Source organism: Pseudomonas sp. GW-45 (genome assembly GCF_056896675.1).
The window spans coordinates 3,726,159-3,738,002 of sequence record NZ_CM167674.1; the positions used below are offsets into that span (position 1 = coordinate 3,726,159).

At 57.5% G+C, this 11,844-nt stretch carries 12 protein-coding genes; 1 reads left to right on the forward strand and 11 read right to left on the reverse strand.

The window, feature by feature from the left end; translation table 11 throughout:
* Window positions 1-414: 414 nt before the first annotated feature.
* Window positions 415-1,119 (reverse strand): glutathione S-transferase N-terminal domain-containing protein, encoded by a 705-nt coding sequence (locus AC1XYH_RS17560; protein WP_483324407.1) that lies wholly within the window; start codon window positions 1,117-1,119, stop codon window positions 415-417.
* A gap of 168 nt (window positions 1,120-1,287) precedes the next feature.
* Between AC1XYH_RS17560 and msrB the strand changes: the two genes are divergently transcribed.
* The gene (gene msrB / locus AC1XYH_RS17565) at window positions 1,288-1,710 is read left to right on the forward strand and encodes a peptide-methionine (R)-S-oxide reductase MsrB (protein ID WP_483324408.1); all 423 of its coding nucleotides are present in this window, start codon (window positions 1,288-1,290) and stop codon (window positions 1,708-1,710) included.
* Between the two features lie 72 nt (window positions 1,711-1,782).
* Here msrB and AC1XYH_RS17570 read toward each other — a convergent pair whose 3' ends face one another.
* From AC1XYH_RS17570 to AC1XYH_RS17615, 10 genes are all read right to left on the reverse strand, one after another.
* Window positions 1,783-2,739, reverse strand: a complete 957-nt coding sequence (locus AC1XYH_RS17570) for an isopenicillin N synthase family dioxygenase (protein ID WP_483324409.1) — start codon at window positions 2,737-2,739, stop codon at window positions 1,783-1,785.
* A 21-nt stretch (window positions 2,740-2,760) separates the two neighbouring features.
* Window positions 2,761-4,107, reverse strand: a complete 1,347-nt coding sequence (locus AC1XYH_RS17575; protein ID WP_483324410.1) for an amidohydrolase family protein — start codon at window positions 4,105-4,107, stop codon at window positions 2,761-2,763.
* A gap of 31 nt (window positions 4,108-4,138) precedes the next feature.
* Window positions 4,139-4,642 (reverse strand): ureidoglycolate lyase, encoded by a 504-nt coding sequence (locus AC1XYH_RS17580; protein WP_483324411.1) that lies wholly within the window; start codon window positions 4,640-4,642, stop codon window positions 4,139-4,141.
* On the reverse strand, window positions 4,639-5,655 hold the full coding sequence (gene alc, locus AC1XYH_RS17585; RefSeq protein ID WP_483324412.1) for an allantoicase: 1,017 nt from the start codon (window positions 5,653-5,655) through the stop codon (window positions 4,639-4,641). The genes AC1XYH_RS17580 and alc overlap by 4 nt, the downstream gene beginning before the upstream one ends.
* On the reverse strand, window positions 5,655-6,596 hold the full coding sequence (puuE, locus tag AC1XYH_RS17590; RefSeq protein WP_483324413.1) for an allantoinase PuuE: 942 nt from the start codon (window positions 6,594-6,596) through the stop codon (window positions 5,655-5,657). The genes alc and puuE overlap by 1 nt, the downstream gene beginning before the upstream one ends.
* A complete protein-coding gene (locus AC1XYH_RS17595) occupies window positions 6,593-7,246 on the reverse strand; it encodes a TetR family transcriptional regulator C-terminal domain-containing protein (protein WP_483324414.1) in 654 nt (217 codons plus the stop codon). The genes puuE and AC1XYH_RS17595 overlap by 4 nt, the downstream gene beginning before the upstream one ends.
* Window positions 7,247-7,316: 70 nt before the next feature.
* Complete coding sequence (locus tag AC1XYH_RS17600; RefSeq protein WP_483324415.1) at window positions 7,317-8,069, reverse strand: outer membrane protein OmpK; 753 nt, start codon at window positions 8,067-8,069, stop codon at window positions 7,317-7,319.
* Between the two features lie 54 nt (window positions 8,070-8,123).
* Window positions 8,124-9,050, reverse strand: a complete 927-nt coding sequence (locus AC1XYH_RS17605; protein WP_483324416.1) for an ABC transporter permease — start codon at window positions 9,048-9,050, stop codon at window positions 8,124-8,126.
* A 1-nt stretch (window position 9,051) separates the two neighbouring features.
* Window positions 9,052-10,134: an ABC transporter permease gene (locus AC1XYH_RS17610; protein ID WP_483324417.1), complete on the reverse strand. Its 1,083-nt coding sequence runs from the start codon at window positions 10,132-10,134 to the stop codon at window positions 9,052-9,054.
* Window positions 10,121-11,674 (reverse strand): ABC transporter ATP-binding protein, encoded by a 1,554-nt coding sequence (locus AC1XYH_RS17615; protein WP_483324418.1) that lies wholly within the window; start codon window positions 11,672-11,674, stop codon window positions 10,121-10,123. Before AC1XYH_RS17615 ends, AC1XYH_RS17610 begins: the two co-directional genes overlap by 14 nt.
* Between the last annotated feature and the right edge of the window lie 170 nt (window positions 11,675-11,844).

Here is an 11,844-nt window from a genome sequence, read left to right on the forward strand (position 1 = left end):
CTAAATTTTAGGTTAGGCGGTTTGCTTGGTTTCGCCGTGCTTTTACGAAGATCGCTAAGAGTGCACGGACCCCAATCCCGTTTACGCGGGCGAGTAGCGCAGGGCTGGCGGGAAAAAGATGGGCAAGGTGTCTGAGGAGCGGAGCGACGAGTTTTTGCCCATCCCCGTCAGACCGAGCAACGCAGCGAACCCGCAGGGCCGCGTAGTCGGGTGCCCCGGGGGATTGCTAAGGGGGGGCCGGGCAAGCGGCCCCCCTTGGCTCGCCATTCGGGCGAAAGGCGAACTATCAGCCTGCACATCAATGAGCCAGGCAGCATTAGTTCAAAGATTTGGATGTTGCAGGCGGCGGTTTGGACGCAGAACGTCCGGGACTGCACTCCCACGCTGGAGCGTGGGAGCGATCAGGGTAGAGTTTCAATCCCGCGCAGGGATTTCCAGCCCCCGCTGTACCGCCGGCCGAGCCAAAAACTTATCAAGCACCCGGCGCACATGGGTAAACCGCTCAAAATCAACAAGCGAACCAGCCTCATAAAACCCGACCAAACCACGAATCCACGGGAACACCGCAATATCAGCAATGCTGTATTGCCCGCCCATAATCCACTCGCGGTCTTTCAGATGCTTGTCCAGCACGGTTAGCAGCCGCACGCTCTCATCAATGTAACGCTGACGCGGGCGTTCATCTTCGATTTCTTTGCCGGCAAATTTCACAAAGTAACCCAGTTGGCCAAACATCGGACCGATGCCGCCGATCTGGAACATCAACCATTGCAGGCACTGATAGCGCTCGGCCGGATCATGCGGCATCAGCTGGCCGCTCTTTTCCGCTAGATAAACCAGAATGGCGCCGGACTCGAACAACGCCAGCGGCTGGCCGTGCGGACCATTAGGATCGAGGATGGCGGGTATTTTGTTGTTGGGGCTAACCGAAAGAAATTCGGGGGTATGTTGATCATCTTTGCCGAAGTCCACCAAGTGTGGCTCATAGGCCAGATCGATTTCTTCCAGCATGATTGAGACTTTAACGCCGTTGGGAGTTGGCAAAGAGTAAAGCTGTAGCTGCCCGGGAAGGCGCGCTGGCCATTTGTCGGTGACGGCATAACTGGAAAGATTGGACATGGTGCCTCCGTTAGGTTGGCGATGGGTCACTATGCGAATGAGCGAGGAATGCTCGGGCTAGCGGCTGACGTCGCGTTTGCAGATGTAACCCTGATAAGCTTTTGGAGTCCTATGCAGGTAAGTTGTTCAATTTTGCGGAGGTGAAGAGTGCAGAACTGGAATGATGTAATGGCCCGCGCTACGAACGGTAATCCCGAGCCAGACCAACGGGTGAGCAAGACCGAGGCTGAATGGCGTGAGCAGTTGAGCGAAGAGGAATATCGCGTGACCCGTCAGGCGGGCACCGAGCGCGCCTTCAGTTCAGAAATGTGCGGTCTGTATGAGCCGGGCATTTACGCCTGCGTGTGTTGCGGCACGGAATTGTTCGACGCCAATCACAAGTTTGAGTCGCACAGCGGCTGGCCGTCGTTTACCCAACCGTTGAAAGACAATGTGGTGGCCTGTCATGTTGATAATACCCACGGCATGCAGCGGGTTGAAAACACCTGCAACGTCTGCGACGCGCATTTGGGGCATGTATTCCCCGATGGTCCGCCGCCCACTGGCCTGCGCTTTTGCATGAACGCGGCATCGCTGCGCAAAGTTCGGTGATTGGATAACCAACGCCGATGGTCGGCGTTGGTTATATGGCTGCATTACATGGCGTTTGTTACACGGCGTCCATTACATGGCATCACTGTCGGTGCGGTGCTCGTAGGTGGCATTGAGGCGATAGGTTAGGTAGTCAGCGCAACTGATCGGCTCATATTTGGGCTGCTCGTTCGGCATGATGTCGCGCGGATCAACCATGGCGTCTGGGGCTACTTCCAAAAAGAAGGCGATGGAGTAGCGCTCCTGCTCGGGCGCGCGCACGCGGTGCGGCGTGGAGACGTAGGTATCGTTGCTCCAGCGCATCAGACAATCACCGATGTTACAGACGAATGCGCCGGGAATGTGGGGCGCTTCTATCCAGTTGCCCTGGCGGGTTGCGACCTGTAGCCCGGCTACCTTGTCGGTCGCCAGCAGGGTGACGTTGCCATAGTCGGTGTGTGCGCCGGCGCCGGCATCTTCGCGGTCTGCCTGACCGGCACTGGCTGGATAGTGCAGCATACGTAGGGTAGCGATGGGCTCTTGCAGGTAGGCTTCGAAAAAGTCTTCCTTGAGCCCGAGGTCAATGCTGATGCCGCGGTGAATCAGCCGCCCAAGGCCCAGGCAGGCATCAAAGTAGCCCAGGACCTGTTCACGCCAGCCGTCGATTGGCGGCCAGAAATTGACACCACGAAACGGCTTGCCGGCGAGTACTTCAGGGTGGTCTTCGGGGAAGTCGGTACCGATATTGAAGGCTTCCTTCATGTCGGCGCCGGCTTCGGGGTTGAGCTTCTCGTCGGCTATGGCCACATAGCCACGGTTGTGCGGTGACAGCTTGATCGACATGGGCTGTTTGGTTTCCAGCGGCAGTTCAAAAAACGCCTTGGCGTTATTGAACGCACCAGTCATGACATCTTCTGCAATGCCGTGGTCAATGGCATAGAAAAAACCGACTTCACGGCAGGCTTTGCCCAATTCCGCGGCGGTGGCAGCGCGGATCGCCGGGTCTTTACTGTTCAGGCCAGCAACAGAAATAATGGGTAATGAATTCATTGTGCGTGCTCCTGTTGAGCCTTAAAGCATCGAGGTGCGCAGGTGGGCGATATCCCGACACTGCTGAAAAAGTGCCAGCCCTTGCTCTTGCGCTTCAGCAATCAAGCTGGCTTCGCTGACGCGGGTAGCACGCCCATCCGCGACCAGCTGGCGCCCATCAACCCAGACTGCAGCAACGTTTTGCGTGCCGGCAGAAAACACCAGGTTCCACAGTAGATTACCGCCGCTGTTGTTGAGTTCCGCTGGCGTCAGATTAGGTGTGGCTAAGTCGAGCAGTAGCAGGTCAGCCTGCTTGCCAACTTCCAGTGAACCAATGCGATCACCCAGCCCCAAGGCTTTAGCGCCGTTGATGGTCGCCATGCGTAACATCTGCTCAGCGGGGAGCGCGGTGGCGTCCAGCCGCGTGGCTTTCTGTATCAGCGAGGCGAACTTCATTTCTTCGAATAGGCTCAGGCTGTTATTGCACACCGGCCCGTCGGTACCCAAGCCCACGGTAATGCCGGCAGCGAGCATTTCCGGCACGCGTGCTACGCCGCTGGCTAGTTTGGCGTTGCTGATTGGGCAGTGAGCGATACTGGTGCCCGTGCCAGCAATGCGTTTAATCTCTTCATCGTTTAGCCATACGCAATGGGCCAGCAACGTGCGTTCGCCAAGTATGCCGTAGTGGTCTAGCTGGGCAATTGAGCGCCGGCCGAAGTGCGCTCTGACAGCATCGTCTTCTTCCTTCTGCTCGCAAGCGTGGGTGTGAATCCCCACCCCGTATTCAGCCTGACACTCCAGCGCCTCGCGGTAGGCGTCGGGCGTGCAATAGAACAAGTGCTCAAGTCCCATCCACACCTGAATGCGACCGTTCTGGCTATTGTGGTGGCTGTGAATCAGCGCACGATTCTCGGCACGGGTGGCGAAAAAGTCCTTGCCCGCCTCGTCCGCTACATAAGGCGCCAGGTTTAGCCTGATGCCAACTTCATCGGCGGCTTCCGCGCAGCGGTGCATGAAGCGATACATGTCCATTACGCAGGTGGTGCCGCTTTTCAAGGCCTCGAGATAACACAGGCGCGCGGAGTGGTAGGCGTACTCTTCTGTCAGAACGCGGTGTTCCAGCTGGTACTGGGGTAGCCAGTCCATCAGCTGCATGTTCTCGGTCACCCCGCGCATCAGGCTGGAGTGTGAGTGGGTATCGATTAGGCCGGGTAGTAACGCGTGACCCTTGGCGTCTATGGTTGGAATGCCCGGCGGGATAATCACCTCGTCGCTGCGGCCGACGGCGGTAATGCGGCCGTCCTCCACGATCAAGGTGCCACGGGGAATAACTCGGTTGTCGGAATCGACGGTGAAAATCGCTGCATCGCGCAGCGCAAAATGGCTCATCTGTACCTCGGCGGTCAGGAGCGCGGCGGGCTCAGTGGCTGTCCGGCTGTAACACTATGGGTTGGTTTAGGGTGACTTCGTCACAGTTATTGCCTTCGCCCTGGCGGTCAACCACCAGGTAATCGGCATTGGCGTGCAATGGTAAAAGCGGTGCGTGCCAAGTGCCGGCACGGAAATTAATGCCTTGATCGCCTGCTACGTAGAAGGCGCGCACGCTATTTTCGTCGAAATCGCCGGGCGGTGCCACGACGGCGTAAAAGGGTTCGCCGTTCAGCGGCACAAAAGCCTGACTGCCCAGCGGATGACGTTCCATCAGCTCGATAATCAGGGGGCTTAGTGGCTGACCGCGAAAGATCGATAAGATCGCCTCGGCTCCCTCACCCAGCAAATCGACCGCACCGAGTGCGTGAAAGCGCTCGGTGCGTCCTTGATTGATCGGAAAGCTATCGGCACCCGCTGTCGCAATCACATCCCCAAAGGCTGCAAAGGCGTCGCGGGTCAGCGGCTCGACAACAATCTGGCGGTGCGCACTCATGCGACTGGCTTACCAAACAGACGCAGACGACTCACGCCGCCATCAGGGATGATATTGAAGCGAATGTGGGTGATCGCGCCGATATCGTTGATTTCGGTAAACTGCGCTATGGCGTCTGCGGTTAACGGTTGCTCATCCATCAGCGTATGCCAGAACATGCTCTGAGTGATCAGGCTCTTGGTGGTGCCCTGCTCTACGCAGGCGGCTTGAATCGAGAAGCGTGCCGGAAAGTTGCCTTTGAAGTGCGCGGTATCCACTTCAACCCGCTCAATCACGCCCTTGTGGCCGAGGCTCAAGATGCACCACTCGTTGCCGGGTTCACGGCGGCGGCGGGTTTCCCAGCCATCGCCCATATTGATGCCGCGACCAGGGCGCAGTAGTTTGCGCGGCTCGCCGTAGTGAGCGTCGCTCCAGGCCACTTGATTGCCGCCGTTTTCCAGCGCAACCAGGTTAATCGTCTCGCCGGCATCCAGTTGCAACCAGTCGCGGTGTGGTGTGCCGTAAACCCGCAGGCGCGCCACGCCGCCGTCTGGATAGAGATGCAAGCGCAAGTGCGTCCACACCTGAGCAGACTCGATGGCGTGGAAATGGTGAGCATTTCCGCCCAGCTCGGTAGCCGCCAGCAGCGGCTGCCAGTCAGCGTTGTTGTCTGGCACCGCGTTTGGGTTGTAGCAGGCTTCAAGTGACACGGCGGGCGCAAAATTGCCGGTAAAGAAGCTGGTATCAAAATCCACGCCTAACAGCGTGCCGGCCAGTGCAAGTTTGATGATCGCGGTGTCGTGGCCGGTGGTGCGGCGGCGGCGGGTTTCCCAGCCGTCCATCCATTTGCCGTTGTCGTCGTATTTGTCAGGGTAAAACATCGCCGGTTCGGGATTCAGCATGCGAACACCGGGCGCGAAAAAATCATCGGTGGCCCAAAGAAATTCGGCGCCCAGGCTGGCGTCGGCCAGGTTCAAACCCGTTTTGCTAAAAGCTGGGCCTTCAACGGCGGGGGAAATAATGGCATTGCTCATCAAACAGAATCCTTGCTGGGGCGAATGTAGGGATGGGTCTGTTTCCAGTGCCGGGCGATATCAATGCGGCGGCTGACCCATACCTTGTCGTGCCCTTGAATATGGTCGAGAAAACGCTGTAATGCACGGAAGCGACCGGGGCGGCCGACCAGTCGACAGTGCAGACCAATCGACAGCATCTTCGGTGTCTCGGCGCCTTCTGCATAGAGCACGTCGAAGGCGTCTTTCAAATACTGGAAGAACTGTTCACCGCTGTTAAAGCCACCGGCGATGGCAAAGCGCATGTCGTTGGTGTCGAGCGCGTAAGGCACCACAAGGTGCGGCTGCTCGCCAGCCCCGGCGTCTACCGTGGTCCAGAATGGCAGATCGTCACCGTAGTAATCGCTGTCGTACTCAAAGCCACCCGTCTCGACGACCAAGCGACGCGTATTTGGGCTGTCGCGGCCTGTGTACCAGCCGAACGGAGGCTGGCCAGTCAGTTCGGTGTGTAGCTCGATGGCCTGCTGCATGTGCTCGCGTTCGCGGGCTTCGCTCATGTCCTGATAGTGAATCCAGCGCAGACCGTGGCAGGCGATTTCATGGCCATCTTCGATGAAGGCCTGAACCAATTCAGGGTGGCGCTGCATGGCCATGCCCACACCGAACACGGTGAGTGGCAGGCCACGCTGGCGAAACTCACGCAGAATGCGCCAGGCGCCAGCGCGGGAGCCATATTCGTATAGCGACTCCATGCTCATGTGACGGTCGTTGTAGGGCTGCGCGCCGATGATGTCGGAGAGGAAAATTTCCGAGTGGCTGTCGCCGTGCAGCACCGAGTTTTCGCCGCCTTCTTCGTAGTTCAATACGAACTGCACAGCAATGCGCGCCTGTCCCGGCCAGTTGGCCTGGGGTGGGTTGGCACCGTAACCGATGAGGTCGCGTGGATAGGTCGTGTTGCTCATCTTTTAGGTACCTCAAGGCCGCAGCCGCGCAGGATGACCTCAGTGAGGAAGTCGGCGGCGTGGTCAAAGTCCTTCTGTTCGTACTCGGCTTTGTTCTCGACCATCAGGATTTGTACTTGAAAATCGGAGTAGTGTTGCGTCGAGGACCAGATCAGGAAAATCAGTTGCACGGGATCGACCGGCGCCATGCGGCCCTGATCTATCCATTGCTGCATAACGCCTGCGCGTCCGCGTACCCAGTCGCGCATGTTGGTACGCAGGTGGGTCATCAAAAAAGGTGCGCCCTGGATAATCTCCATGGCGAACAGGCGCGAGGCTAACGGGTGGGTTCGTGAGGTTTCCACCTTGGTGCGAATGAAGGCGGCGATCGCTTCCGCGGGGTCGTCGTCAACGGTCACGCTGGAAAAAAGGGTGTTCCAGCGTGCAAGAATATCGTCGAACATGGCGGCATATATCTTCTTCTTGTTGCTGAAGTAGTACAGCACGTTCGATTTGGGTAGTTCGGCACGTTCGGCAATGTTTTGAATGGTGGCGCCGCGAAAACCGTGCAGGGCAAATTCCTGCTCCGCTGCGGCCAGAATCAACTCGTGGTTACGTTCACGAATTCTTCCGGGTCGATAGGTTTTGGTTTTTTCAGTGGCGGTCGTCATCAGTCCTGTCTTCCGTGCAAGGGGCGTACGTTGGACAACGGCCCGGTTTATACCGGGCCGCTGTGGTCTATCAGAAGTGCCATTTCACCAGCGCGCTGACAGCGCTTTCGGTGTCCATTACGCTCTCATCCAGGCCATACTTGTTGTTCCAGTATGAGTACTCGATACCTGCGTACAGCACGCTAGGCGCGTTGAAGTAGTTACCGATGTCCAGTTTCAGCTGTGGGTTGAAGTGGAAGTCAGACTCATGGTCGTCAGCGGCAGAAGACCAATCGATGTAACCGTCAAACAAGATCCGGGTTGCGCCGAATTCCATAGGCATGCCCCAAACCACGGTAGTTTGATAATCGTTGTCTGTTTCGCTGTTGTTCACATAGTAAAAGTTGGTGTTCAGGTACTGGAAGCCTGGAACCTTCCAACGCAAACCACCACCGAGCATATAGTTGTTAACGTTGGTGCCGCCGCCATTTTCGTACTGACCGGCAATCACAAAGTCGCTGATTGGGCCGAGGCTCAGGTCAGAGTCGGTCAACCAGTTCAGGCTGAGGTCGACAGCGGCTTCGCCGTACAGGTCGTCGGAGTCGGAATCTTTACCGTGGCCTTGGTTGCGGTCGAAGAAGAAGAAGGTGCTACCCCAGTTGTGGCCGGTTGCGTTCTCGAAAGTGAAGTACGTATCGGTACGCTTCTGTTTGCCGAAGGCCTGATAGTCATCGCTGTACAGGACAGAAATGCTGGAGTCGGAGAAATACTTCTCGGCGTGTGCTGCTGGGACGAACGCGGCTGCGATGCAGGCTGCGATCAAACTTTTACGCATTGTGCTCATGTAATGCTCCTAAGAATCTAAGTTATGGTTTTGATTGGCATAGTGGGTGACAAGTTATTTACTCGGCCTATAAGGTTGGCCGATTGATAGCGGTGTGTTGAGCCGTGTCCGGGTGGGATTCCAGGACAGCAGCACAAGCACCAAAATGGTGACTACGTAGGGCATCATCGCCAGCAGCTCGGTGGAGCTCTGCCAGCCAAGGCCTTGCAGTACCAAATGCAGGATGCTGGCGGCGCCAAAAAGGTAGGCCCCCAGCAGTACACGTTCGGGTTTCCAGGTGGCGAATACCACCAGTGCCAGCGCAATCCAGCCGCGCCCAGCAGTCATGTTCTCAGTCCACATCGGGGTGTAGGCCAGTGAGAGATAGGCGCCTGCCAGGCCTGCCATGCCCCCGCCAAAAGCGACCGCCAGATAGCGGACTTGCAGTACTCTCAAGCCATTGGCGTTGGCGGCTTCCGGTGACTCACCGACGGCGCGCAGAATCAGGCCGCCGCGGGTGTAGCGTAGAAAGCAGTACACCAGCACAAAGATCACCAAGGATGCGTAAACCAGTAGGTCTTGGGTGAACAGTACTTGGCCGAGTACCGGGATGTCAGAGAGCAGCGGAATCGCGATCTTGTCGAAACCGTCGATGGCCTGGCCCACATAACCGCTGCCGACGAAGGAGCTAAGGCCGACACCGAAGATGGTCAATGCCAGACCGGCGGCATACTGGTTGGCAGCCAAGGTCACGGCCATCAGCGCGAACAACATCGACATCATGATGCCGCCAAGCACCGCCGCCAGTACGCCAATCGCTAGGCTGCCCGAGGTGACGGCGGCCATAAAGCCAATCACGGCGCCCATCAGCATCATGCCTTCCTGGCCAAGATTCAGTACGCCTGAGCGTTCGCAGACCAGTTCGCCGAGCGCGACCAGCAACAGCGGAGTGCCGGCGATCACGGTGGCGGCCAATACATTGGTTATCAATACAGCGTCCATCTCAAGCCTCCCCGGCGCTGGCCGCGGGGGCGCGGCGAAAACGGATACGGTAGTGAATAAAGGCGTCACAGGTCAGCAGATAGAACAGCAGCAGCCCCTGAAACAATCCAGTGATAGCCTTGGGCATATTCATCGCAATTTGCAGCATTTCGCCGCCCATAAAGGTCAGTGCCAGTAGAGCTGCGGCCAGAATGATGCCCCCTGCCTGCATACGGCCGAGAAACACCACGATAATCGCGGTGTAGCCGTAACCGGGAGACACCTGCGGTACCAGTTGGCCAAGTGGTCCGGTTACTTCGCTGGCGCCGGCCAAACCGGCGAGGCCACCCGCCAGAATGAATGCCAATAGCGTGAGGCGTTTGGCCGGGAAGCCAGCAAAGGCCGCCGCGCGCTCGTCTTGCCCCAGCACCTTGAGCTGAAAGCCGATAAAAGTGCGGGCGAACAACACGCCCACGGCAACGGCGGCCAGCAATGCGAACAGCAGACCAATGTGCAAACGTGTGTCGGGGATCAGCTTGGGCAGCAGAGCCGCCGCGGCAAACATTTCCGATTGAGGAAAGCCAAAGCCGTAGGGGTCTTTCAGCGGGCCGTGAACCGCGAACAGCAGCAGGTTCAGGGCAATGTAGTTGAGCATGATGGTGGTTAGGATTTCGTTGCAGTGAAACTGCGTTTTCAACACCCCAGCCAACAGCGCCCAGAGTGCGCCAGCGATGATGCCGGCCAGAAGCACCAATGGCAGCACCCAAAAACCGGTTTGATCACTCAGATAAAGAGCCGCCGCACTGGCCCAGAGTGAGCCCATCAGGAAGTGACCCTCAGCGCCGATATTCCAGATTTTGGCGCGGTAACAGATGGTTAAGCCAGCGGCGCAGAGCAGCAGTGGTGCCATCTTCAGGCCGAGTTCGGCCCAGCCTTGGGCATCACTAAGGGGAATCAGAAAGAAGAAGGTGAGGCCTTCGATTGGGTCTTTGCCGAGCGCCATAAACATAAACAGCCCGGTGATGATGGTCAGTACCAGTGCCAGCAGTGGAGAAGCCCATTGCATGGCGCGGGAGTCGACGGCGCGACGCTCAAGCGACAGCATGGTTAGTCTCCGTGGTGGTAGCAGTTGCAGTAGCGGGGAAGTCGCCAGCCATCCACTGGCCGAGCTTTTCAATAGTGAGTTCGCTGGTGGGTACCAGAGGTGACAGCTTGCCGGCGCAGATCGCGCCCATGCGGCCACAGAGCTGGAAGAGCTCGTCCAAGTCCTCGGAAATCAACAGCACCGCCGCGCCTTCATCGCGTAATTTCACCAAGGCTTCGTGGATGGCTACAGCGGAACCCACGTCTACGCCCCAAGTCGGATGCGAAGCTACTAGCAGCTTGGGCTGCTGCAGCGCTTCACGGCCGATGATGAATTTTTGCAGATTGCCGCCAGACAGGCTGGTCGCCGCGCTATCAATGCTGGCAGTGCGTACGCCAAATTGCTCAACCACCCGACTGGCGTAGTCGCGTACCTTGCCAAGGCTGACCCAACCCCTGCTGGTCAGGCCTTGGCCTGAAGCTGTCAGTAGACTGTTGTCGACCAATGACATGGCCGGTACCGCACCGCGTCCGAGGCGCTCTTCGGGTACTACGGCCACACCGAGACCACGGCGGACTGCGGGGCCGGTATCGCCGATACTCAGACCGTTGAACTGCAAACTGTCTTTGTTAACCTTGGCCTCGCCAGACAGTGCGCGTAGTAGCTCGTCCTGTCCGTTGCCGGCCACCCCCGCAATACCCACGATTTCACCGGCGCGTAGCGACATGCTGATGGCTTGCAAGCTGGTGCCGAAAGGATCACGGCTTTGATAATTTAAATTGTTAGCTTGCAGTAGCAGCGCGCCTGGCTCACAGGGATCGACCTGGGTCGACAGCGGCGTCTCGTCACCCACCATCATGCGAGCGATATCGTTAGTGGTAATTTCGCCTGGATTACATGCGCCGGTCACTTTGCCTTGGCGTAGTACGGTAGCGCGGTGACAAAGATCGCGCACTTCCTGCAACTTGTGGCTGATGAACAGGATGCTGCAGCCTTCTTTCGATAATTGGCGCAAAGTACGGAACAGCACCTGCACTTCCTGCGGAGTCAATACGGATGTGGGCTCGTCAAGAATCAGCAACGAGCTATCCTGAATAAGGCAGCGAACGATTTCGACGCGCTGACGCTCGCCGATCGATAGGGTGTTAACGAAGCGCCGTGGGTCCAGCTCCATGCCGTAGTGCTCAGATACTTCGCGGATGCGGGCATCGAGTTTACTCCGGTCTCTGGCCTGGCTGGCGGGCAGGCTGAGAGCAATATTTTCTGCGACGGTCAGAGTTTCAAAGAGTGAGAAATGTTGGAACACCATGCCAATGCCGAGCTCACGAGCATGGGCCGGCCCTTGCAAAGTAAGCGGGCGCCCGTTCCAGGTAACAGTGCCGGCGTCGGGTTGTATGACCCCATAGATGATTTTCATCAGGGTGCTTTTGCCCGCGCCATTTTCACCCAACAGGGCGTGTATCTCACCGGCCTGGACTGTGAGATGAACACCGTCGTTTGCCCGGCAGCCGGGGTACTCTTTAACGATGTTCTCAAGTCTCAAGCGTTCTGCGGTTGCCATTCAGCACCCTCAATTAAAATAAACTGACCAATCAATCAACATTTTGTCTGTGAGCAATTTGCTTGCCAAAAGCGTAAAAATATAAAAAATCATATTTTCAGACTAGTTGGTCAAGTTTTTGCAAATACCAACGTACAGCCTGCACAGGCCTTATAGAGGCACTGTGGCAG

Coding starts and splice junctions, on each gene's coding strand:
- AC1XYH_RS17560 (WP_483324407.1), bottom strand. CDS start 1,119: ATGTCCAATCTTTCCAGTTATGCCGTCACCGACAAATGGCCAGCGCGC.
- msrB (WP_483324408.1), top strand. CDS start 1,288: ATGGCCCGCGCTACGAACGGTAATCCCGAGCCAGACCAACGGGTGAGC.
- AC1XYH_RS17570 (WP_483324409.1), bottom strand. CDS start 2,739: ATGAATTCATTACCCATTATTTCTGTTGCTGGCCTGAACAGTAAAGAC.
- AC1XYH_RS17575 (WP_483324410.1), bottom strand. CDS start 4,107: ATGAGCCATTTTGCGCTGCGCGATGCAGCGATTTTCACCGTCGATTCC.
- AC1XYH_RS17580 (WP_483324411.1), bottom strand. CDS start 4,642: ATGAGTGCGCACCGCCAGATTGTTGTCGAGCCGCTGACCCGCGACGCC.
- alc (WP_483324412.1), bottom strand. CDS start 5,655: ATGAGCAATGCCATTATTTCCCCCGCCGTTGAAGGCCCAGCTTTTAGC.
- puuE (WP_483324413.1), bottom strand. CDS start 6,596: ATGAGCAACACGACCTATCCACGCGACCTCATCGGTTACGGTGCCAAC.
- AC1XYH_RS17595 (WP_483324414.1), bottom strand. CDS start 7,246: ATGACGACCGCCACTGAAAAAACCAAAACCTATCGACCCGGAAGAATT.
- AC1XYH_RS17600 (WP_483324415.1), bottom strand. CDS start 8,069: ATGAGCACAATGCGTAAAAGTTTGATCGCAGCCTGCATCGCAGCCGCG.
- AC1XYH_RS17605 (WP_483324416.1), bottom strand. CDS start 9,050: ATGGACGCTGTATTGATAACCAATGTATTGGCCGCCACCGTGATCGCC.
- AC1XYH_RS17610 (WP_483324417.1), bottom strand. CDS start 10,134: ATGCTGTCGCTTGAGCGTCGCGCCGTCGACTCCCGCGCCATGCAATGG.
- AC1XYH_RS17615 (WP_483324418.1), bottom strand. CDS start 11,674: ATGGCAACCGCAGAACGCTTGAGACTTGAGAACATCGTTAAAGAGTAC.